A 23,419-nucleotide genomic window follows, 5' to 3' on the forward strand; every position below is an offset into this window, starting at 1 on the left:
GCTTCTGACGAATTCGGGTTTTTGCTATGTGAGAAAAGTGGCCTCTACTGTTCGATTGTTAGTTCTCCGGTATCCACATTTCTAAGCACTATTTTTCCTTCTCCAGGCGTACCATCTGGAAGCTCAAGCTTCAGCTTAGTCGTCTTCCCCTTCTCGACTAAAGCTTTCACCTGAGTATCCGTCAAATTCCTGCCAAAGCTTTCTTTCCATATAACGAATTTACAACCTTCCTTATAATGAGAACAGCCATAGCCTTTGCGTCCCATAAAGATGGAACCGCCGCAGCCTGGCCTTGGACATGTGGCAATGACAGTCGGGCTGYCTGATACAGTAGACGCAGCCGATGCCGCTTTTTTTGCCGCTCCAGCCGTTTTAGTTGAGGCTGCACGGGTGCGAGTCGCTGTACCTGACTTCCCGCCAGTGCCTTTGCCGGAAGCAGGAGCTTCACTCTCAAATGATGTTTTGGCGGCTCGTGATTGAACGCGAACCTTGTCCACGATCATCGTCGCGAATTTTTTGACATTTTCCATGAATTGTCCATCCGAAGCTGTTCCTCTGGATATCTCGTTCAATCGTCGCTCCCACAACCCCGTCATCTCAGGAGAGGTAAGCAAATCAATACCAGCACCACGAATCAGCTCAATAGCTGTTCGGCCTTTTTGTGTAACTTGTATTTTTTTGCCCTGCATTTCCACATAACCAACGTTTTTCAGACGCTCAATCGTAGCTGCGCGCGTAGCTGGTGTACCTAATCCTGAATCTTTCATTGCATCTCGGACATCCTCGTCCTCAATTTGTTTGCCTGCGCTCTCCATCGCTTTAAGCAGTGTACCCTCCGTGTAATGCTTGGGAGGCTGTGTGTCCTTCTCTTTCACAATGGCATCCGAACAGATAATCCCTGCATCTGCTGATATGGAGAACGGCTCATTTACTTCAATTTCTTCGTCCTCTGCTTCTTCCTTATCCTTGCTTTTGGCTGAAGGTTTTGCTTTCTCCTTCTTCTGGTCAGCATAGATGACCTTCCATCCTAAGCTAAGAAGCTCCTTAACCGTCGTTTTGAACATTTCGTTCTCTACCTCAGTCAAGACGGTGTGAACCTTATATTCAGCAGCTGGATAAAATTGCGACAAAAACCTTCGTACGATCAAATCATACAGCTTTTGCTCATCAGGGCTGAGCCCATTTGCTTTACGATTCGTTGGCAAAATGGCATGGTGATCCTCAACCTTTGTCGGGTTGCAAATAAATTTATTCCCCTTATGCACAAGGCTCCGATTAGCCCCTTTGACGAGATCATCATAGGCGGTACCTTGAAGTGCATTCAACGTTTTGTGCATTTCAGGAATGTTCTGCTCAGTCACGTAATTTGAGTTTGTTCTTGGATAAGAAATAACTTTATGCTTCTCGTACAACGCCTGTGCTGTATCCAACGTTTTTTTCGCGGAAAAAGCATATTTGCCATTGGCTTCCCGCTGCAAAAGAGTAAGATCGTATAGCTTAAACGGATACTCCTTCGTATCCTTAACTTCATAAGACGCAATTCGTCCCGCCTTGCCTTTAACCTTTGCCGCAACGGCCTCAACTTTTGCTTGATCTGTCATTCTCTCGGCCTGCCACATGCCGCGGTACGTCATTTCATCCTGTGTGAAATGTCCTTCCAGTTCAAAAAATTTCAAAGAGGAGAACGCTTCAATTTGCTTCTGCCGATCATATATAAGGGCGAGCACTGGCGTCTGAACTCTACCAACCGATAGCAGCACATTATGCTTCGTTGTAAAAGCACGTGAACCATTCATTCCGATTAGCCAATCCGCCTCGCTTCTTGCTGTTGCCGCGCGGGTCAAATTCTCATATTCGGCGCCCTCTTTCAATTCCTCGAAACCTTTTCGAATCGTCTCCGGGGTAAGGTCTGAAATCCACAGCCGTTTAACGGGTTGATTTAACTTAAGATGGCGCTGGATGAGGGAAAAAATATATTGCCCTTCTCGCCCGGCATCACAAGAGTTGACAAGCAGATTGCTGCGTTTTGCCAGATCGCCGATAACCTTAAGCTGATCGATTGTTTTTTTGTTCGGTACGAGCTTGAACTGTGTCGGTATAATGGGAAGATCATTTATATTCCACTTTTTGTAACGATCATCATAGGCATCAGGCTCTGCAAGACCGATTAAATGACCGATCGCCCACGTAATAATATAATGCTCGCCTTCTATGTAGGAACGGTGATTTTTTGCTTTAGGATCGATTGCGGCTGCTATATTTCGTCCCATATCAGGTTTTTCCGCAATGATTAGTGTCTTCAAAAGATTATCGCTCCTTCATTAAGCTTTTCGAAAGTCTAACGCCTATCGCTCTCCACAATTAGCAATAAACGTTTCGCACTGTACAGCCACTAGAACATTTTACAGATTTCCGCGCAAAAAAGAAATGTTTTTCCCCATATCAAGTTTGAAATTTCTCCATAAAAAAAAGCAAACCCAAGTGGGAGAGTTGTCCCAATTGGGTTCACGGAAGGTCTGTGTTAATAGCCGGCTTCTCCATATAGGCAATGATTTTGGCAAAAATCGAACGAACACCATCCGACCACTTCGGGTCTTCCGCATACTTTCGATTAATCCATGTAAAAGGATCTACTTCTGCCGGCCTATCCTTGCTTAAGTTAAATACGGTTCGCGCCGCAATTTCTGCCGATTGCTTAATATTGGTGTTAAAATCCTGCCAGCTATGAAAAACATTAAAAGGATTGTTGGCAATCTTTTTATGCTGCTTATTCGTTTTCGGTACAAACCCTTGCTCTTGTCCAGTTATAGCGAATAAGACGACCGGATGAATATCGAAGGCTTGCGCTGCCGTTATAATTGCTCCCAAATAAGGCTCCTCAGCTAGTATGGATGATTTCGTCTTTAAAAATGAGATCAACCGCGCTTGATCAATTTCTTGATAACGAAGCTCGATAGGCAGCCCGTCTACAGGAACAACAATAGGTTGAACTTGGTTCATAACAACGGGTGGCTGCAGCTTGTTGTCAGACGGTAAATTTAAAGACCAGCCATACAATAAAGTAGCTGCAATTAATAGAATACTTAATGTGCTGTATATATAAGTTCTCGTACTAATCCTACGTGCTAACGTATTGCTCCATTTCGTTGCAGGTAATGAAATGACCTCTGCTTGAGTTGAAGCTTGTGTCATATTACGCGATTCAGCACCTTCAGTAATAAGTAATCCTCTCAGCTGCGTCAGAAGGCCATTCTCAGCCTCATTTGAAGCTACACCCGATTGCTCCCCGTTTAATACGAGTTCGTCCATTACACGCTGCATGAGAGGCTTCTTGCAGCTTATGAGCAGCTGCTCTTCCAGCCAATCATGGAACGGATCATATATTTCTGCCGAGGTTCGATCTAGCTCTAAGCAGGCTTGAAAAATATCTTCCGCTCTAACCGGTCTTTGCCGCTCCAAAACAGCTGTTCTAATGAGCATTTCTGTGACGGAGCGTTTAACGCTGGTCTCGAAATTCGGTAATTGCTTATGTATTATGCGTTTGACCGCATCCGCTACAATTTCTGCTCGTTTTTCCCCAGGCAGCGCAGCGTATTTGTGTTGTACATAACTTCGAATATTTCGAACGTCTGTTGGTGACAAAACATATGCTTCATCGGCTGCCATGACGAATCGCCCCTTCGCGTCATCTCAAACCGATTTTACCACAAGTTTCCTTAGGACAGTGAGCTTAGTTTTTGAATTTCTTCTTGAATGTGCGCGGATGCAGTATAAATACTGTTATTTGTTCCTTCTCGTTAACCGTAAATTGATATTCACAATCACAGCCTTTATCATGCGGGACAGTATTGACCCCATACTCAGCAAGAAAAGCGCCCTAAGGCGCTTCTCATCCATCAAATTTATTATATCACGTCCAATATTTAAGGAAGCATCGATGATCCCATTAAATATTTATCCACTTCACGAGCGGCCTCGCGACCTTCATTAATCGCCCAAACCACTAAGCTTTGACCACGGCGCATGTCGCCCGCAGCAAATACTTTATCCACATTAGTGTTGTATTTGCCATAAGTCGCTTTTACGTTTGTACGACGGTCTTGTGCAAGACCAAGCTGCTCAATCAGCGTCGTTTCAGGACCTTCAAAACCTACTGCAATAAATACAAGATCTGCAGGCCATACTTTTTCTGTTCCTGGAATTTCACTATATATTTTACGTCCAGTCTCATCAACCGTACGTTCAATTTGAACAGTATGAAGCTCTTTAAGGTTTCCATTGCCATCGCCAACAAATTTCTTCGTTAGTACAGAAAACGCTCGAGGATCTTCACCAAATAGTGCTTTTGCTTCCTCATGTGCATAATCCAGCGTGTACACATTCGGGAATTGCGGCCATGGATTTTTATCGTTGTCTCGCACTAGCGGCGCTTTCGCATGTGTGCCGAATTGCGTAACCGATTTACAACCGTGACGCAGTGCTGTAGCCACGCAGTCCGATCCAGTATCTCCGCCGCCAATAACGATAACGTCCTTGTCTTTCGCGGAAATATAGTTTCCATCTTCAAGATTCGAATCCAAATAGCTCTTAATTGTGCCATTCAAGTAATCCATTGCCATGTGAACACCGTTCAAATCGCGGCCTTCCATTTCAACGTCGCGAGCTCTTGTCGAGCCTCCGCAAAGAACGACTGCGTCAAAGCTATTAACGAGCTCAGAAGCTGTAATATCTTTGCCGATTTCTGTATTCGTTACAAACTCAACGCCTTCTGCTGCCATAATGTCAACACGGCGCTGAACAACATGTTTCTCAAGCTTCATTGTAGGAATACCATAGGTTAGCAAGCCGCCGATGCGATCTGCGCGCTCATATACGGTTACGGTATGTCCTGCTTTATTCAGTTGTGCAGCAGTTGCCATTCCAGCAGGGCCAGAGCCTACTACGGCAATCCGTTTGCCTGTGCGGACTTTTGGCGGTTGTGGAACAACCCAGCCCTCTTCAAACCCGCGATCAATGATTGCTTGTTCGATTGTTTTGATCGTTACAGCATCACCTATTAAACCAACCGTACAAGATCCCTCACACGGTGCTGGACAAACGCGGCCTGTGAATTCAGGGAAATTATTCGTTTTATGCAGACGGTCTAGCGCTTCACGCCATAATCCGCGATAAATCAAATTATTCCATTCTGGAATGAGATTGTTAACTGGGCAACCTGAAACCGAACCTGCCAGTTCAATGCCTGTGTGGCAATATGGTGTACCACAGTCCATGCAGCGAGCGCCTTGTGTTTTTAACTGCTCATCCGAAAAATGCTTATGAAACTCTTGCCAGTCTTTGATACGCTCTAGCGGGTCGCGATCGGCCGGCAATTCGCGCTGAAATTCCATAAAACCAGTAGGTGTAGACATGATCGCATTTCCTCCATCCATATTTCCCGTTAACACTGCTTAGATTCTCTTTAAAACTATATCGGGAATTCTTAAAATATTCAATAACGAACTTTCTGCGAAAACGAATATTTTGTCTAAAGCACTCGTTTACTATTTTACAACATCCTAGCATTCAAGTACTTATGAAGGTAATGGATTATGCGTACAATCATTTGCACTTTCTGACATATCGTTCGTCAAACGTTCGGTTTTACCTTAAAAAGCTACACTTCCGACCGAATAAACGTTTGAAACGTGAAAGCATACTTGTTTTTTTCATCACGATCTCTGCTCTCGCTTTCCACAAGCTTCCACTGCAAATCAGAGAATGCAGGAAAAAATGCATCTCCGCCTTCAATATCTGCTTCCACTTTTGTAAGCAATATTTGATTAGCGAAGGGCAGAAACTGCTCGTAAATATCAGCACCGCCTATCACAACAAGCTCTTCAGCTGTATATAATTCTAGCGCTTCTTTAATCGAATGTACGATTTCACATCCCTCAGGGTGGAAATCCGTTTGACGTGTCAATACGACATTTTTACGATCAACCAATGGCTTAGGCAGGGATTCAAACGTCTTACGGCCCATGAGTACCGTTTTACCAATCGTCATCTTCTTGAAAAAAGCCATTTCTGCTGGCAAACGCCATGGCAGCTTGTTTCCAATTCCTATAGTTCTATTGCGATCCATAGCGGCAATCAAAGTAATATTCATAATGGTTAACTCCTTTCTTCATTTTTAAAAATGAATATGAATTTACACAGCTACCGGCGCTTTAATCGTTGGATGAGGGTTATAATCCGCAATGGATAGATCCTCAACTGCAAAGTCGAAGATTGATTGTTTGTCTGTGTTTAATTTTAACTGAGGGAGCGGTCTAGACTCTCTGCTGAGCTGAAGCTTGATTTGCTCCAAATGATTCGTGTAAATGTGGGCATCTCCAAGCGTATGGATGAATTCTCCCACTTCAAGCCCGCATTCGTGTGCAATCATGTGGGTCAATAAGGCATAACTTGCGATGTTAAATGGTATGCCTAGGAAAATGTCAGCGCTTCGCTGATAAAGCTGGCATGAAAGCTTGCCGTTTGTTACATAGAATTGGAACATCGTATGGCAAGGAGGCAGTGCCATGCTGGGAACGTCTTCTGGATTCCAAGCGGAGACGATCAGTCTTCTCGAATCCGGGTTTTTCTTAATCGTCGCAATGACATCCTTAAGCTGATCAATCGCATCCCCTTGCGTCGTCTTCCACTCTCTCCACTGCTTGCCATACACGTTGCCGAGCTCGCCGAATTCAGCGGCAAACTGGTCATCCGTTAAGATGTGCTGCTTAAAGAGATCCATTTGCTCTTCATATACTTTAGAGAATTCAGCATCCGTTTGCGACCGAAGACCAAAGTTCGTCATGTCAGGGCCCGTGTAGAATGCGCTCTCCACCCATCTTTTGAACGCCCATTCATTCCAAATATTATTATTATGCTGCAGCAGATAACGAATGTTCGTATCTCCTTGAATAAACCAAATCAACTCACTGGCAATTAATTTGAATGGCACACGTTTAGTTGTAAGCATCGGAAAACCTTCGCTAAGATCAAAACGCATTTGATAGCCAAAGGTAGAAATCGTTCCAGTCCCCGTTCGATCTTCTTTTTTTGTTCCATGTTCTAAAACATATTTCAACAAATTCAGGTAGGTTTGTTCGCTTTTGCTCATTTGGACATTGCTCCCTATCATGAAAAAAATCAGAAAAATAACAATTAATTATATCATCAACCAGGATTTCTGTCCTGCTTTCGTTTCTTTCGCAGCGCATGCCTCTCAGGAGCGGAAAGATGCAGCTTTATCTCCTCTTCTGTCTCTGGGACGACAGTTGGAACAATAGCAGGTTTGCCATGATCATCAATTGCAACAAAAGTGAAAAAAGCAGTAACTGTCGTTTTGCGCTCCCCACTGAACAAATTTTCGGATTGAACGGACACGAACACTTCCATCGAGCTACGATGTGTCCACGAAACAAAGGCTTCAACCTCAATAACTTCTCCGACCCGAATCGGCGCCAAAAAATCAAGACTGTCCGTTGATGCGGTTACAGCTTGCATACGTGCATGTCTCATGGCTGAGATCGCAGCAACCTTATCCATGTACTCCATCAGCTTTCCACCAAACATCGTATCAAAATGATTCGTGTCCAAAGGAAAGATCAGCTGCGTCATAATTGTTCGCGATTCTCTAGCCAGTTTCGTTGATTGTTCCATGCTCGTGTACGCCTCCTATTTGTTGGATTAAAGCTCTTGAAGCGCAAAGAGGCCCCGCCGGCTGGAGAGCCGCGTGACCTCTGTTGTCGCAAAACGATAGCATTATTGCGATTTATTTAATAAAAGTGTGGATCGGGTGGCCAAGTGCAACCTCAGCTGCATCAAGCACGATTTCACCAAGTGTAGGATGCGCGTGAATTGTAAGTGCGATATCCTCAAGAGTTGCGCCCATTTCGATAGCCAAAGCAAGCTCAGCAATCATATTGGAAGCCTCAATACCGATGATTTGCGCACCAAGTACAAGACCGGAGTCTGCATCGGATACGAGTTTAACAAAGCCTTCATTTGCATTAAGCGACATTGCACGTCCATTGATTGCGAACGGGAATTTGCCAACTTTTACATTATGACCTTTGTCTTTTGCTTCCTTCTCACTGAAACCAACGCTTGCGCATTCTGGATCAGAGAAGCAAACTGCTGGTACACATTTGTAGTCAATAACACTAGATTGACCCGAAATGGCTTCAGCTGCGATGCGGCCTTCGTACATTGCTTTGTGCGCAAGCGCAGGTCCAGCAATGATATCGCCAATCGCATAAATATGAGGAATGTTAGTGCGGCATTGCTCATCAACTTCAACTAGTCCACGATCGGACAGCTTCACGTTAATAAGGTCAAGACCTAGCTCACCATCCGTATTTGGACGACGTCCAACCGTTACGAGCAGGTAATCCGCAGTTACTTTCTCTTCTTTATCGCCAACTGTATAAGTTACAGTAACATCTTTATCTGTTTGCTCAGCACCTTTTGCTTGTGCGCCAGTAATGATATCCACATTCGTGCTTTTTAGTTTCTTCGCAACGATGTTGGACATATCTTTGTCAAAGCCCGGCAAAATCGCGTCGGAGCCTTCAATTACTGTAACTTTTGTGCCGAATTTGGAGTACATTTGACCAAGCTCGATACCGATATAGCCGCCGCCGATAACGACAAGGCTCTTCGGAATTTCTGGCAAGGACAATGCGCCTGTTGAAGATACGATACGGCCAGTGAAAGGGAAAGCTTTTAGTTCAATTGGACGTGATCCTGTAGCGATAATGCAGTTTTTGAAACGGTAGCGAGGCGCTTCTTGATCGTTGAATACACGCGCTTCGTTTTCGTTAATAAACATAACTTCGCCTTGGAAATATTGGACTTTGTTTGCTTTCAGAAGAGAAGCAACGCCGCCTGTCAATTTTTTCACGATGCCGTTTTTGAACTCTTGCACTTTAGTAAAGTCAACCTTAGCTTCTCCAACTTCGATACCGAATGCGGAAGCGTGACTGATTGATTCATATTGATGTGAAGCGGAAATAAGTGCTTTCGATGGAATACAGCCCACATTCAAGCATACGCCGCCTACATGTTCTTTATCCACGATGAGTACGTTTTGACCAAGTTGAGCAGCACGAATCGCTGCTACATAACCGCCTGGGCCCGCACCAATAATTAGAGTGTCAATATCTAGGGAAGCATCACCAACAACCATGTCTTATACCTCCATTATGAACAGTTCTGGTTGACCCAGAAGTGTTTTGATGTAATTCATAAAGTTTTGAGCTGTAGCGCCGTCGATAAGACGGTGATCGAAGCTAAGTGAAAGAGCCATTACAGGAGCAGCTACGATTTCACCACCCCGAACAATTGCTTTTTCAGTAATTCTGCCTGTTCCAAGAATTGCAACTTCAGGGAAGTTGATAACTGGAGTGAAGAACATACCGCCAGCGGAACCAATGTTGGAAATCGAGATTGTACTGCCTTTAAGCTCGTTAGCAGCAAGTTTACCGTCACGGCCGCGAGCAGCTAGATCACGGATCGAGTCAGCAATTTTGAATAGGTTTTTACGATCTGCATCTTCAATAACCGGCACGATTAGACCGTTATCTGTATCTGTAGCGATACCGATATTGTAGAATTTGCGAAGAACGATTTCTTGATTAGCCTCATCAAGCGTTGCGTTCAAGATCGGGAACTCACGGCATGCTGCCACAAGAGCTTTCACGATGAACGGCAAGTACGTAAGCTTGGAGCCTTTTTTCTCAGCATAAGGCTTATATTTAGCACGAAGTGCTACTAGCTCCGTTACATCAACTTCATCCATGATCGTAACATGTGGAGCTGTATAAACCGATTTCGACATTGCGTTAGCAATGATTTTGCGAATACCTTTGAATGGTACGCGCTCTTCCGGACGGTACGGTGTTCCAGCCGATACTGCAGCAGGTTTAGCTTCGCCAGCACCTTTAGCTGCAACTTCTGCGTTGCTTGATTGTTCAGCTGAAGGAGCAGATGCATCTGTAGCTGCAACAGCAGGAGCGCCGCCAAAACCAGTTACGTCATCACGAGTGATACGTCCGTTTTTGCCAGTTCCGCCTACTTGTGTTAGGTCTACGCCTTGCTCGCGTGCAAATTTACGAACGCTAGGTGTTGCTAGTACAAGACCGCCAGTTGCTTTAGGAGCAGCTGCTGCTTGTGCTGCAGGAGCTTCAGCTTTAGGCGCCTCAACTGCTGGTGCTGCCGCCGCTGTAGGAGCTTCTGCTTTAGGTGCTTCTGCTTTAGGTGCTTCAGCTGCTGCTGGTTCAGCTTGCTCTGGCAATTCGCCTTCTGCATCAATGATTGCAACAACCTCGCCAATGTGGCAAACTTGTCCGTCTTTTACGAGAACTTCGAGTACTTTACCATTTACTGGGCAAGGCACTTCGACGATCGCTTTATCGTTTTGAACTTCCATAATAATGTCATCATCTGTAACCGTGTCTCCGACTTTGATATGCACTTTAATGATTTCGCCTTCGTGCAAACCTTCGCCGAGCTCTGGGAAACGATATTCGAATTTAGCCACCGCTTTAACCTCCTTTAAAAGTTCAGTACTTTGTTAACTGCTGCAGAAATACGTGCTACCGTAGGAAGCCACGCATCCTCAACTAGAGCAAACGGATATACAGTATCCGGACCAGCAACACGTAGTACTGGAGCTTCTAAGTGCAGAATAGCTTTTTCATTGATTTGAGCAATGATTTCTGCTGCTGCGCCAGAAGTTTTTTGTGCTTCTTGAACGACAATAGCACGGTTTGTTTTCTTAATTGAAGCAACGATTGTATCGATATCAAGCGGAAGCAGTGTGCGAAGATCGATAACTTCTACACTCACGCCTGTTTTTTCAAGTTCTTCTGCTGCTTTGACAGCTGTGTGAACCATAAGACCATAAGAAATGATCGTTACGTCACTGCCTTCGCGAACAACATTTGCTTTGCCGATCTCAACTGTATATTCACCTTCAGGAACTTCAGCCTTGAACGCACGGTACAAGTTCAAGTGCTCCATGAAAAATACAGGATCATTCTCACGAATTGCAGAAATCATCAAGCCTTTTGCATCATACGGGTTTGAAGGAATGACAACCTTGATACCCGGCGTTTGAATAGCAAGACCTTCAAGGGAATCTGTATGCAGCTCAGCCGCTTTAACGCCGCCGCCAAAAGGTGTACGGAATACGATTGGTGAGTTGTAGCGACCGCCAGAGCGGTAACGCATACGAGCAGCTTGGACAAACATTTGGTCAAGCGCTTCATAAATAAAACCTACGAATTGAATTTCAGCGATTGGACGGAAGCCTTGCAACCCCATACCAACTGCCATACCTGCAAGAGCTGACTCAGCAAGAGGCGTATCAAATACGCGATCTTCACCAAACTCATCCTGCAAACCTTCTGTCACACGGAATACTCCGCCGACTTTACCTACGTCCTCACCAAAGATGACAACGTTCGAATCACGTTTAAGTTCTACGCGCATCGCATCGCGAATTGCTTCCAACATATTCATTTGAGCCATGATCGTCAGATCCTCCTCTTCTATTGAAAATCGTCCTTTTGCTCTTCCAAGTATTGCGGTGTTGTTTCGAACATGCTATCGATCAAGCCCGCTACAGTCATTTTTTCAACTGCTTCAGCTTTTTTGATGTGCTCAGTTACAGTTGCTTTTGCTTCATCTTTCACACGGTTTGTGTCTTCTTCAGTCCACAAGCCTTTTTTCTCTAGATATTTACCGAAACGAACAAGCGGATCTTTTAAAGCCCATTCTGCTTCTTCATCTTTTGTACGGTATTTAGTCGTATCATCCGCCAAGGAATGCGGACGGAAACGGTAAGTTAGAAGCTCAATCAAAGTAGCGCCTTCGCCATTGCGGCCGCGCTCTGCTGCTTCTTGAACAGCTTTGATAACAGCAAGTACGTCCATACCATCCACTTGAACACCTTTGATACCAGCAGCAACAGCTTTATGTGCAACAGACAAAGCGCCTGTTTGCTTAGAGTAAGGTGTAGTAATAGCATAGCCGTTGTTTTGTACAACATAAATGACAGGCAGCTTATAAGCGCCTGCGAAGTTCATGCCTTCGTAGAAGTCGCCTTCTGACGAACCGCCGTCGCCTGTATAAGTGATAGCTACACGTTTTTCATTCTTTTTCTTAAATGCCATTGCTACGCCAGTTGCGTGCAATACTTGTGCGCCAATAATGATTTGCGGCATTAGAACATGTACATCCTCAGGAATTTGACCACCTTGTTGGTGTCCGCGAGAATATAGGAAAGCTTGGTACAATGGCAAACCATGCCATACAAGCTGTGGCATATCACGGTATCCTGGGCAAATGAAATCATCTTTGTTTAACGCGTATTCGCTACCAACCATTGATGCTTCTTGACCTGATACTGGAGCGTAAAAGCCAAGTCTTCCTTGACGACCTAAATTAACAGCACGCTCATCCCATGTACGAGTAAATACCATGCGGTACATAACTTCTTTTAATTGATCATCAGACAAAGCCGGCAATAAGTCCGGGTTAACAACTTCCCCGTCGAGTGACAAGACAGATAGCGGAGTTACCGGTTCCGTTTGAACTTCGTATGGCAATTTGCTCATTTTGATCGCTCACCTCAATCGAAATATTTGAAAATCGTTTACCTCTGTTATAGAATTATTATAAACCTGTTTAATGAAAATGGTCAAAGCAAAAAACACAAAAACCGTTGTTTTTTCGCTGATTCTCATCATTCTTTTAAGAAATTGTATATGCTACAGACTTTATTTATTAGTATAACAGCATAATACAACAAGACAGAAATAGATGTGATTCCTTTGATTGTCTTTCTATTGTTTACCCACAACAGATGTTTTCCATTCAATAAATTCAACCGATAGGAGAGAAAGAAATGACAGACGAGCGATATTTGAAGAGAACAATAGTAAAGGAAACCGTGCCAAGCCGATATTTGGCTGAACAAAGCCGCAATTTACGTATCTTTTTGCCGCCAGGTTATAACGAGGTGCTTAGCTACCCGGTCGTCTATTGCCAGGATGGCGAAGATTTTTTCAACTTTGGGCGAATTGCTACTACAGCGACGCGATTGATTTTGGATGAGGGACTTGAGCCCTTCATTATTGTAGGTGTTGATGTCGACAAAAAGCAGCGTACGGAGGAATACACGCCAGATGGCAATCGGCACGAGGCATACATTCGGTTTTTCGCGGAAGAGCTCATTCCGTTTGTTGAGGAACGTTATGCGGTAAGACAAGAACCAGAGCATCGATTATTGGCAGGCGATTCACTCGGCGGTTCCGTTTCCTTGCATTTAGCTCTCTCCTATCCGCAGCTATTTACACGTGTCATGTCATTATCAGGTGCTTTTTATGGCATATCCCAAAACATCATTTCGGCAGCAGGAGACCTAAGCTGGCTCAATATTTATATGATTGTTGGCCTGCAAGAGGATGCCTATGAAACGGACCGTGGCGTATTTGATTTTGTAGCTTTGAATCGCAACGCCAAGGCGCTGCTCGAACTCAATCAAGCTACTGTCTTCTATGAAGAAAAAGACGGCAAGCATCAATGGGGTTTCTGGCAAAAAGAGCTTGATAAAGCTCTCGCCTATTTTATTGAGGTTGAATAATCAAAAGCAAAGCTGTCCAGCAGGCTCCTTACGGAACTGTTGGACAGCTTTTTTAATGAATTTATTCATTTAATTTCAAATCTGCTTTTATCCGTTTGAGAAGCTCCTTGCATCCGCTGTCGACTAACTCATAAACAAACGGAAAATTGTTTTCATAATAAGGATCAGGCACATCGGCTATTCCTCTCGCAGGCAGCAGCTCCATAAAAGTAAACAATCGCTTGGATTCCTCTGCTGTAGCTTTACCTTCTCCAAAAAACAGCTTGCGAACATCTCGTAAGTTGTTTGTGTCCATACATACGATATAATCAAACGTGTTGTAGTCATCAGGCGTAACTAATCGAGCTTTCATACCTTGATGTGAAATTTGATGCTGATCCAGCTGATCCCTTGTGCCCTCATGCGGCGGATGACCCAAATGCCAGTCACCGGTTCCTGCGGAATCAACCATAATTTGATCTGTCAATTTTGCTTGCTCTACCTGATGGCGCATAACAGCTTCAGCCATTGGGGACCTGCATATGTTTCCGAGACAAACAAATAAAATACGAGCTTTCATGATATTCCTCTTTTCTGCTGTTCATTAGAAGTATGAATATGTAACGTGCGTCTTGGCAGCTTCCACTTGAAATAGACAGATAGCATGCGGAAGCTAATAATAATAACGAATAAAACCAAGAGCTCCAAGGTTGATTTTATCCAACCTAGTCCAATCGCGAGACCTGCAAGCATGGCCCATACGGCATAAATTTCATCTTTTAGCACAAGCGGCTTGCGGCCTGCTAGCACATCGCGAATGATACCGCCGCCAATCCCTGTCAGCATGGCCGCAACAAGAACCGCACTGAGCGGATGCTTCATTTGCGTTGCATACAGCGCTCCTTGAATAGCAAAGGCTGATAATCCAATCGCGTCAAAAAATGCCTCGCTCCGTCGCCAGCGCTGAATCCAGTCAACAGGCAATAGAAAAGCAATCGTCATGGCAATGATAGCTATTTTGAGTAGGTATCCTTGATTCCAAAGCGATGTAACTGGCATACCTATCAACAGATTACGCACGACACCGCCGCCAAATGCTGTGACAAGTCCAAGCACGAACACACCTAGTATATCGTATTCTTCCTCCATAGCGACAATCGCTCCGCTGACTGCAAAGGCAATTGTTCCGATAATGCTAAAAATACCAAAAATGTCCATACTCACAGCAAATGCTCCTCGCTTCCCGTACATGAACCGATCAATGCACCTTGACTTTCATTCATCATTTTAGCTGGGAGGATGTGGATACGCAACGACAAATTTCGTGAAATTCATTCGTTTATCCATACAGTTATTCCACTCCTCTAGTTTTTATAGAACAAAAGGCATTATACTGGAGTGAATTACATTAGATTTCGCCAAAAAGAAAGGAAAATTCATCATGCATCCTCGCATCGTCATATGCACGGGCGGCCAGCTTGGCGCCTGGGCACTTGCACATATAAAGCCCGATGATCTGCTTATTGGAGCAGACAGCGGTGCTCGCTTTCTCATTAAGAACGGACGACGTCCGGATATTTCGATCGGAGACTTTGATTCCGTATCAGAAGAAGATTTGTTAGAAATTCGAGAAAATAGCGGTCAAACGATAGCTTGTGACCCCATCGACAAAAACTACACCGATACGGAAATGGCCATACGTCTCGCCTTGGACTTGCAGCCTACTGAAATCATTTTACTCGGAGCGCTGGGCACTAGATTTGATCATTCACTTGCTAATGTCCACCTGCTCGCGCTTTCTTCCCAGCAACAGGTGAAAATGACGATCATCGATGACCATAATAAAATTTCTTTGATTAGCGATCAATTAAACATCGAGCAGCAAGGATATCCTAACGTTTCTTTGCTTCCGTTGTCGTTAAAAGTAGAAGGAATAACGCTTGATGGTTTTCAATATCCGCTGACTGACGCCGAGCTAACGATTGGTCAGTCACTCGGGATTAGCAATGTCCTTGTATCATCTAATGGAACCATCACCATAAGAAAAGGCTTATTGTTGGTCATCCAAAGTCGTGACTAACGATTTCAACAAAAGACCCAACCGAGGCAATTAATCCTCCTGTCGGGTCTTTGTTTTTTCAAGATTAATCCTTTAGAGAAGCTCATCCTCTTTTGTAACAATTTCTAAACCTTCTACATGCTTGCGATTCATCAGCTTGCGGGCTTTTCTATTCTCCTTTGATTCAAACACAATATCGAGATCATACTCCTCATTTTGACCCGGGTAAAGCTTCGTTTTGGCGATATACAGCTTTAACCGTTTATGATTGAACGTAAGCTTTTGCCCTTGAATTTGAACAATCACATTTCCTCGTTCATCTGCAGGCCGATATACTACACCCATTTTATTTAGAGGATAGATCCAAACAGCATCACCTTTCTCAAAAGGTTTTTTTGCTTCTTTCGGGTTCTGTGCTTTCGTTTCATCAACCTTTTTTAAATTTTTGTTAATAAAATCTGCAGCTGCTGAAGATGACGTTTTCTGAGCTTCCTTTTCATTTCTTGATTGCTCACTTGTGCGTGTTTCATGAGATGGATTTTCTTTCCGCACAAGCAAATGTTCTGCACGCTGCATCACCTCTTCTGGCAGACCAAAGCGCCTTGCTATCGCGAATGCATGACTCTCTCCTGCTTCCCCCATCTCTAAGCGATAAAGCGGCTTTAACGTTTCCGCATCAAATGCCATTTTCCCATTTTGACATCCAGGGGTTCGCGCAGCAAAAGCTTTAATTTCATTAAAATGAGTCGTTGCTCCCGCCAATGCTCCTTTTTTCAACAGTTGTTCTAATAGTGCGATAGAGAGCGCTATCCCTTCTGATGGATCGGTACCCGCCGCCAATTCATCAAGCAGAAGCAGTGCTCTAGGGCCAGCCGCTTGAAGCATATCCTTAAGAACGGTGATATGAGAAGAAAATGTACTCAGTGATTGCTCCAAACTTTGTCCATCTCCAACGTCGGCGATAACGTGCTGGAATACACCGATCTCGCTCCCCTTCTCAGCTGGAACCAGGAGGCCAGATTGAACCATCAATACGAATAATCCAATGGTTTTCAAGGTTACCGTTTTGCCACCTGTATTCGGTCCAGTAATAATTAACTGTTTCCATTTGTATCCGAGCTCCACATGCAGCGGTACGCTATGTTGTCCTAGCAGTGGATGGCGTGCACCGACGAGTCTAACGACTGGCTGATCGGATAACTCAATTTTTTTACCGTTATACGACCTAGAGAGCTTCGCTCTTGCCGTAATAAAGTCAAATGAAGCCATAGCTTCTACATTGCGAAACAGCTCAAAGGAGAACGACTCGGTATATTCAGACAATCGGGATAATATAACGGTACGCTCCCGCTCCTCATCCGCCTTCCACTGCTGCAGTTCCACCTGAAGCTCTGATGCGTCTAATGGCTCAACGAATAAGGTCTGACCACTTGCGGATTCATCCCATACTGTCCCTGGCACCTGCTTGCGATGCTCGCGCTTTACTGCAATGACAAACCGATCATGGCGCTTGCTGATGACCGGCTCTTGTAGAGCAGTACGATATTTATGAAGCGCATTCTCCATTTTTTTCTGGATTTTGTCCTCCGCCGCATAAATATGTCTGCGGATGTAGGCAAGATCAGAGCTCGCTTGATCGGTCAGCTGGCCGTAACGAATACAACGTTTTAGTTCGTCCCTAAGTACGGGACAATCGTACATAGATTCCGCATAAGCGGAAATCGTTGGCGCAATCTCACGTTTGCTGAACATGTACTTTTTCATTTGCACAACAGAGCTTAACCATACGGACAACTGCTCAAGTTCCTGCTCATTATAAATTCTACCTTTGCCGAGCAGTGACAGAAACGAATCAATGCCGTCCATTGCGGATAATGGAATGCTTGCTCCGCTTCCGAGAAGTTCAGCAGCCTCGTACGTTTCTTGCAGCCATGCTTCAACTTGCCGCTGCTTCGTGCTTGGTTCAAGCCTTTCAGCCAACAATCGTCCTGCGGGTGATATCGTGTAGCTCACTACGCCTGCTTTTACCTTATCAAATTCCAATCTTCGCCAAGATGCTTCATTCATCTGTGTGGCCTCCTCTATTTTGAGTAAAAAAAAAGACAGAAACAGAACGCGGGCGCGTTCCATTCCTGTCTTTGATCGACAAATGCTCCAATACCATTTCCACCGCTAACAAAATCGTTAACATGAAAATGGATATAAAAAAACCGCGCTGCGAGAGCACGGTGATTGGGCCGCTGTCGAATTGCTTCAGGCGGAAATCCTCATGTCCAGAACTCTTGGCGTCAGATCACGAAATAGAGCCTTGCATCTCAGTGAATTCACACTGGGAATCGTCGCAAGACCAACGTTCATCTGACTCTATCCAATTTATGAGTTATGGACACCAGCAAACATTAAAATTTCCCCTTTAAGCATATTGTTAAAAGTTAATCCAAAATAGGATTCTTATTAAATGTACATAAAAGACAAGCAGCTTGTCAAGCTAGACTTAATCTACTGTATATGGCTATAAAGAAATGGACATGCCCGTTCGTGCGAAATGAAGATGATCGGGCAGCTTATAATCTCTCCGAAGATCAATATCATGCGACATATGTGTGAGAAAAGTTTGTTTGGGCTTCCATTTCTGGATAAGCTCGATAGCTTCAACAACATCATAGACAGAACGAGTTTCATAAGCAAAAGGCTCTTCGTAAAAGCTTGTTCCTAGTACTAGCAAATCAAGATCAGCCAAATGTTGCTGCTGCTCATCCGTCAGGCCGATGGAATCAGAGCAATAAACCCATTTGCAGTTTGTTTCTGAATGTTCAAAGCGAAATGCGTAGGCATAGCCGTTTTTCCCGTGATTGACTCGCCAGCTGTACGCTCGCCATTTGCCGAGCATAATAGGAGTGTCAAATGAATGGAACTCAATCTGCCGATTTAGCCAAGGAAAACGATCTAATATTTCTTTAATGACTTCAGTGGGCGCGTAAGCTTGACCTCTTTTTTTCGTCCAGCGACAAGCGTCTGCCCACTCCACCAATCCACCGATATGGTCAAAATGAGCATGTGTAATGAGCAGTGTGTCGATCTCACGCAGTGAGGCCATCTCTAATTGTTTTGCGAAGTCCGACCCACAGTCAATCCATACCGTTCCAGCTTCTTGATCCTCCAGCTGCAGAGACGATCTATAACGGCGGTTTTCCTGTGTGTCCCGTGCTTCCTCACACACCTCGCATTCACAATAAATGCGAGGCACACTCATGGAATCTCCAGTTCCCCTAAAAATCAGCTTTGTCATAGCGGCAGCAGCTCAAACGACTCCGATGCACGGATTTGTTCCATCATTTGAAGCCATTGTTCCGGCTTGTTTGGCAATGCGGCATAATAGCCTTCTAAGAATGAGGCGATTAGAGCTGCATCAATCGTTGTTTGCTCTTCATTCTTCGGAAGGAAACATAAGTCCAGTTCAGCAACAGCTTGGCCTTCATGGTCCCAAGAAGGATGAACATAAGGAAAAGCGATTCGCTTATAGCCGATATGTGACAGCACTTCGCGACGCACAAACGGATTCATAGGTGAAACTCCGCCAAAAGCATGCTCACCTGCGCGATAAGGGTCATATACCTCAGCAAACATGCCAAGCGAGACAGTACCGGACTGATCAGCTAGCTTCTGCAAATCTTGTTCTCGATTGCGGAGTAGAAAACGACCGATGCCAATTGATGGTTTTCCGATGATCGTAAAATCAGTCATAGCAACGCGCAGCTCTGGATAATATCGATATTCAGTTGAACCTACGACTTCCCCCTCATGCAATGCAACATATACATGAATGGATGTGTCTTCAAGCGGCTCGCGCCAAAGTTCATAGGCAAGAACTTCCTCAGGCGGAAAAATCGTTTGAAGAAGCTTATGTAATGGTTCAAAATATTTGTCCTCAATGCTTGTGATTCGATGATAGGTTAGCATATATGTACATCTCCTTATTTAAATGGATTACGCCACTCCATGATTGCAGCGCAGTTACCCGATTGCTCATCATCCAAGTAATCATGAGCAACCCCAATCGGCATCCGTCCGCATCTAAGCAAAAAAGTAATGACAGGGTCTTTGTATTCTCCAGTTAGCACTTTTTCCAAATAAGCTTCTGGCGTCATCTCCTGTAATAGCGCGCCATAACCGGGCATGCGACCGCCCCCAAGCAATCTCATAAGTCCCAGCTGAACAACCGTTTCATACATCGATTGCATGAGCCATTTGCCAAGGCCTGATTTTCGGAACTCCGGTATGACACAAAGGTCTATAACATACAGAGTATCCCCGTTTATATTATGATTGCGAATATAACCACTGTCAGAAATCGTATCCCAATTATGAGCATGGCCATAATCATTCATATCGATAGTTACTCCGGTCATGGAGCCAATAATCATTCCATCAACCTCTGCGCATAAGGCACCTTCAGGGAATCGGTTCACATGTTCAGTTAATTGTTCTTTGTTCCACCAAAGCTCCTGTGGGTAAGGCGGAGGAAAGCTTAGCCGCTGAACTTCAATCAATCCATCAAAATCTGCTGGTTTATAATTGCGAATGACTGCTTTTTGCGGTTTTCCATCGATGAACAAATACAGCTCCTTACGCATCACTGCCTCCCCCTTTCTTCGCTAAACAAGATAAAAATCAAGTCCAATCGGTATACAAATCGGTGCGACGGTCACGCCACGTCGTAACAGAACCCTTCAGCCTGACTTCCTCAAGCAAAGATAAGTCAAGGTCAGCCACGACGAGCATATCATCATTGATGATGCCTTCGCTTAATATACCGGCTGGCGGGAACGGAATATCGTTTGGAGCAATAATAGCAGCTTGACCAAAATTTGCACGCATCAGATCAACTTTACGAAGAGAGCCAACTGTACCTGTTGTTACGATATATACTTGATTCTCAACTGCTCTAGCATGGCAGCAGTATCTTACGCGATAGAACCCATGACGATCATCTGTGCACGAAGGACAGAAAATGACATCTGCACCTTTAGCACGGGCCATTCGAACGATTTCGGGAAATTCAATATCGTAGCAAGTAAGCATCGCGATGGTACCATATGCGGTCTCGAATACCTCAAGACCTTCACCTGCCGACATATTCCAGCCTTCTACTTCTGGTGGCGTAATGTGGATTTTATGCTGAACGTCAATTTTCCCATCGGGATGAAAAAGATGCGCAGCATTGCGCAAACTTCCATCCGCTTGTTTTATCACGTGGGTGCCTCCAACAATGTAAACCTCATATTCAGCAGCAAGTGAGTGAAAGAGAGCAAGATAATCCTCCGTGAATTCAGGAAGCCGATCAATAGGAAGCGCTACGCCCTGCTCATCTCCAATCGACATCAATTGGGTTGTCAGAAACTCAGGAAACAAAATAAATTGTGCCCCGTATTCCGAGGCATTGCGTACATAATGTGTTACTTGTTCTGCGAATTGCTCAAACGAATTTATATCAGCAAGCTTATACTGAACGGCTGCCGTACGAAACTTCATTCGTTAAATCCTCCAATCGTATCGTTATTGTTTGCGCTGTTTAAATTGCAAAGTAATCGTCGTGCCCAAATCCGGCAGACTAAACACATCTACCTTTCCTTCATGCAAATCTATGATTCGTTTGGCAATGGACAAGCCGAGACCTACTCCGCCTGTTGTGCGGCTTCTGGCTCCATCCACACGGTAGAAACGCTCGAATAGATGCGGAATTTCGTTTTCTGGAATGCCCATTCCTTTATCCTTAACCTCGATTTTCACGATATGTCTAACGAGTGTAATCGTAATATCGATCGGGTCCTTCGAATATTTAATCGCGTTATCGAGCAAAATGACGAGCAGCTGCCTGATTTTGTCCTTGTCTCCAACCATACGCACCGCCTTGGACATCGCTTTCACTCGAATCGGTCTGCCGAACGTCGTTTGCAGCATCGTTGCTAGCTCATCAACCACTTGAACAACATCAAACAGCTCCTGCTTTAGCCAATCCTCCTGCTCTGCCTCAGCGAGCATAAGCATGGATTTTGTTAAGTTTTGCAGACGATTAGCTTCTTTATCGATTGCTTCAATCGCTTCATTTCGCAAGCTCTCATCATCACGTCCCCAACGCTTTAACATACCAGCATAGCTGCTGATGACAGTTAGAGGGGTTTTGAGCTCATGAGAAGCATCTGCTACGAATTGCTTCTGCTTAGCAAATGTGCGGTCAAGTCGTTCAATCATCTGATTAAATGCACGAACGAGCTGCAGAAGCTCAGCAGATTCCTCGCGGTTGCTAAGCTCGATTTGTCTAAGCTTCCCGCTTCGGTCAATTTCTCGCATCGTATTAACCATTTGCTGAATCGGCGCCGTTAGTCTTGAAGTAAACCAATACGTTCCGAATATGGCAAACAAAATGGCACCGCCGCTCGTGACGCTTAACGCTGCGACCAGCACCTGCAAATAATTGTCCAATTCATCTAGTATTCGATTAATTTCAAGCATTGCAATAACACGATTGCCGTCATATAACGGAACTCGCATGAACAAAATTCGTTCTCCGCCCTTCGTGATCATCCCGGTATGGTGATGCACCTCAAAGGTCGCTGGCAGCTGCTGCAGAAGCTCATCCGTTCCTGTTATATTTACAACCCTGTTATTAGGCGCAATGATGCGGATCATTTCGTTTACGTTGTAATACTCATTGAGCAGCTCCGGATAGTTTAATCCTCGGCCGCTCTGAATTCGGGGATTCTCAAGCATGAGATTCACCTTATTCGCAATGACCTCTTCTTCACTTTCAGTCGTTATTTTGATCACATAGAAATACACAAAAATATTAAATAGAATCAAAATAAATATAAGCCAAAAAATGGTGAAAAGCGTAAACCGTTTGCGGAGTGTCATGCATCGGGCTCCTTTATCATATAACCTACTCCTCGAACCGTATGAATAAGCTTATGACGATAACCCTTGTCCAACTTCTGACGCAAATAACGGATATAAACATCTACTAAATTTGTTTCACCGATAAAATCATATCCCCAAACTTCGGATAAAATATCTTCACGCGATTTCTCATCATTTTTGTTTTCCACAAGGTATACGAGCAGCTCGAATTCACGCGGCGTTAGCTCGATCAAAATATCTTTGCGATAAACCTTACGCGTGCGCAGCTCGATCGTTAAGTCGCCAACCTTGATCATGTCAGATCCTTCCGCTTCCTTCGGATACTGCTGGAATATACGTAAAATGTTGCGAACCCGCGCCAACAGCTCCTCCATTGCGAACGGCTTTGTAATATAATCATTTGCTCCATGCTCGAATCCACTTACTTTATCCGGTACGGTGTCGCGTGCAGTCAACAATATAATAGGTACAGGATTTCCTGCTTGTCGCAGTAATCGCAGCACTTCAATTCCGCTCATCTCAGGCAACATGACATCGAGCAAAACAAGCTCCCATTCACCTGTCGAAGCCATTTCATATCCGGTTCTGCCATCAGCGGCAGTTCCTACGGTATACCCCTCATGCTCAAGCTCAAGTTGTAAAATTCGGGAAATACCCGCTTCATCTTCGACGACTAGAATACGTTCTTTCATTCTAGAGGTTCACCTGCTTCCAGTTGTAAATAATATTAATGCCGTTAATCAACCATATCTTCTTCTATAAATACGGTTAAATTTATCATAATG

The 23,419-nt window shown here is 44.4% G+C and carries 21 protein-coding genes; 2 read left to right on the forward strand and 19 right to left on the reverse strand.

The annotated features are described in order from the left end of the window. Positions 1–44: 44 nt before the first annotated feature. The 10 genes from AC1DOV_RS05080 to pdhA all read right to left on the reverse strand — a co-directional run bounded on the left by AC1DOV_RS05080 (position 45) and on the right by pdhA (position 12,650). Complete coding sequence (locus AC1DOV_RS05080; protein ID WP_477549350.1) at positions 45–2,303, reverse strand: type IA DNA topoisomerase; 2,259 nt, start codon at positions 2,301–2,303, stop codon at positions 45–47. Positions 2,304–2,505: 202 nt separating this feature from the next. Next, entirely contained in the window at positions 2,506–3,666 is a 1,161-nt protein-coding gene (locus AC1DOV_RS05085) for a hypothetical protein (RefSeq protein WP_477549351.1), read from the reverse strand. Between the two features lie 257 nt (positions 3,667–3,923). Further along, positions 3,924–5,411 (reverse strand): glutamate synthase subunit beta, encoded by a 1,488-nt coding sequence (locus AC1DOV_RS05090; protein WP_441882407.1) that lies wholly within the window; start codon positions 5,409–5,411, stop codon positions 3,924–3,926. Positions 5,412–5,656: 245 nt separating this feature from the next. Continuing rightward, positions 5,657–6,148 (reverse strand): dihydrofolate reductase, encoded by a 492-nt coding sequence (locus AC1DOV_RS05095; protein ID WP_441882410.1) that lies wholly within the window; start codon positions 6,146–6,148, stop codon positions 5,657–5,659. Positions 6,149–6,190: 42 nt separating this feature from the next. Beyond that, the gene (locus AC1DOV_RS05100) at positions 6,191–7,147 is read right to left on the reverse strand and encodes a thymidylate synthase (protein WP_477511827.1); all 957 of its coding nucleotides are present in this window, start codon (positions 7,145–7,147) and stop codon (positions 6,191–6,193) included. A gap of 56 nt (positions 7,148–7,203) precedes the next feature. Continuing rightward, on the reverse strand, positions 7,204–7,689 hold the full coding sequence (locus AC1DOV_RS05105; RefSeq protein ID WP_441882416.1) for an acyl-CoA thioesterase: 486 nt from the start codon (positions 7,687–7,689) through the stop codon (positions 7,204–7,206). A gap of 112 nt (positions 7,690–7,801) precedes the next feature. After that, positions 7,802–9,217 carry a dihydrolipoyl dehydrogenase gene (gene lpdA / locus AC1DOV_RS05110; RefSeq protein WP_076265847.1) on the reverse strand — a complete coding sequence of 472 codons (1,416 nt, stop codon included), beginning with the start codon at positions 9,215–9,217 and terminating at the stop codon, positions 7,802–7,804. Between the two features lie 3 nt (positions 9,218–9,220). After that, positions 9,221–10,570 (reverse strand): dihydrolipoamide acetyltransferase family protein, encoded by a 1,350-nt coding sequence (locus AC1DOV_RS05115; RefSeq protein WP_477511826.1) that lies wholly within the window; start codon positions 10,568–10,570, stop codon positions 9,221–9,223. A 14-nt stretch (positions 10,571–10,584) separates the two neighbouring features. Further along, positions 10,585–11,562 carry an alpha-ketoacid dehydrogenase subunit beta gene (locus AC1DOV_RS05120; RefSeq protein WP_339202658.1) on the reverse strand — a complete coding sequence of 326 codons (978 nt, stop codon included), beginning with the start codon at positions 11,560–11,562 and terminating at the stop codon, positions 10,585–10,587. Between the two features lie 20 nt (positions 11,563–11,582). After that, positions 11,583–12,650, reverse strand: a complete 1,068-nt coding sequence (gene pdhA / locus AC1DOV_RS05125; protein WP_339202659.1) for a pyruvate dehydrogenase (acetyl-transferring) E1 component subunit alpha — start codon at positions 12,648–12,650, stop codon at positions 11,583–11,585. Positions 12,651–12,940: 290 nt separating this feature from the next. Here pdhA and AC1DOV_RS05130 point away from each other — a divergent pair, with 290 nt between their 5' ends. Then, positions 12,941–13,678 (forward strand): alpha/beta hydrolase, encoded by a 738-nt coding sequence (locus AC1DOV_RS05130; protein ID WP_477549352.1) that lies wholly within the window; start codon positions 12,941–12,943, stop codon positions 13,676–13,678. Positions 13,679–13,739: 61 nt separating this feature from the next. Here AC1DOV_RS05130 and AC1DOV_RS05135 read toward each other — a convergent pair whose 3' ends face one another. After that, positions 13,740–14,237, reverse strand: coding sequence for a low molecular weight protein-tyrosine-phosphatase (locus AC1DOV_RS05135; protein WP_477511824.1), 498 nt, complete (start codon positions 14,235–14,237; stop codon positions 13,740–13,742). Further along, positions 14,234–14,875 (reverse strand): trimeric intracellular cation channel family protein, encoded by a 642-nt coding sequence (locus AC1DOV_RS05140; RefSeq protein ID WP_076265841.1) that lies wholly within the window; start codon positions 14,873–14,875, stop codon positions 14,234–14,236. The genes AC1DOV_RS05135 and AC1DOV_RS05140 overlap by 4 nt, the downstream gene beginning before the upstream one ends. 223 nt (positions 14,876–15,098) lie before the next feature. Here AC1DOV_RS05140 and AC1DOV_RS05145 point away from each other — a divergent pair, with 223 nt between their 5' ends. Next, positions 15,099–15,737, forward strand: a complete 639-nt coding sequence (locus AC1DOV_RS05145; protein WP_477511823.1) for a thiamine diphosphokinase — start codon at positions 15,099–15,101, stop codon at positions 15,735–15,737. A gap of 72 nt (positions 15,738–15,809) precedes the next feature. Here AC1DOV_RS05145 and AC1DOV_RS05150 read toward each other — a convergent pair whose 3' ends face one another. From AC1DOV_RS05150 to AC1DOV_RS05180, 7 genes are all read right to left on the reverse strand, one after another. Further along, on the reverse strand, positions 15,810–17,783 hold the full coding sequence (locus AC1DOV_RS05150; protein WP_477511822.1) for an endonuclease MutS2: 1,974 nt from the start codon (positions 17,781–17,783) through the stop codon (positions 15,810–15,812). A gap of 445 nt (positions 17,784–18,228) precedes the next feature. Next, on the reverse strand, positions 18,229–19,005 hold the full coding sequence (locus tag AC1DOV_RS05155) for an MBL fold metallo-hydrolase (protein ID WP_477511821.1): 777 nt from the start codon (positions 19,003–19,005) through the stop codon (positions 18,229–18,231). Continuing rightward, positions 19,002–19,676, reverse strand: a complete 675-nt coding sequence (locus tag AC1DOV_RS05160; protein WP_477511820.1) for a GNAT family N-acetyltransferase — start codon at positions 19,674–19,676, stop codon at positions 19,002–19,004. Before AC1DOV_RS05160 ends, AC1DOV_RS05155 begins: the two co-directional genes overlap by 4 nt. Before the next feature lie 14 nt (positions 19,677–19,690). Next, complete coding sequence (locus AC1DOV_RS05165) at positions 19,691–20,350, reverse strand: GNAT family N-acetyltransferase (RefSeq protein ID WP_477511819.1); 660 nt, start codon at positions 20,348–20,350, stop codon at positions 19,691–19,693. 37 nt (positions 20,351–20,387) lie between these two features. Further along, positions 20,388–21,248 carry a carbon-nitrogen hydrolase family protein gene (locus tag AC1DOV_RS05170; RefSeq protein ID WP_477511818.1) on the reverse strand — a complete coding sequence of 287 codons (861 nt, stop codon included), beginning with the start codon at positions 21,246–21,248 and terminating at the stop codon, positions 20,388–20,390. Between the two features lie 24 nt (positions 21,249–21,272). Next, entirely contained in the window at positions 21,273–22,631 is a 1,359-nt protein-coding gene (locus AC1DOV_RS05175) for a HAMP domain-containing sensor histidine kinase (RefSeq protein ID WP_076265834.1), read from the reverse strand. After that, positions 22,628–23,326 carry a response regulator transcription factor gene (locus tag AC1DOV_RS05180; protein WP_076265833.1) on the reverse strand — a complete coding sequence of 233 codons (699 nt, stop codon included), beginning with the start codon at positions 23,324–23,326 and terminating at the stop codon, positions 22,628–22,630. Before AC1DOV_RS05180 ends, AC1DOV_RS05175 begins: the two co-directional genes overlap by 4 nt. Between the last annotated feature and the right edge of the window lie 93 nt (positions 23,327–23,419).

The sequence above is a fragment of the Paenibacillus sp. 01T47 genome (assembly GCF_056398245.1).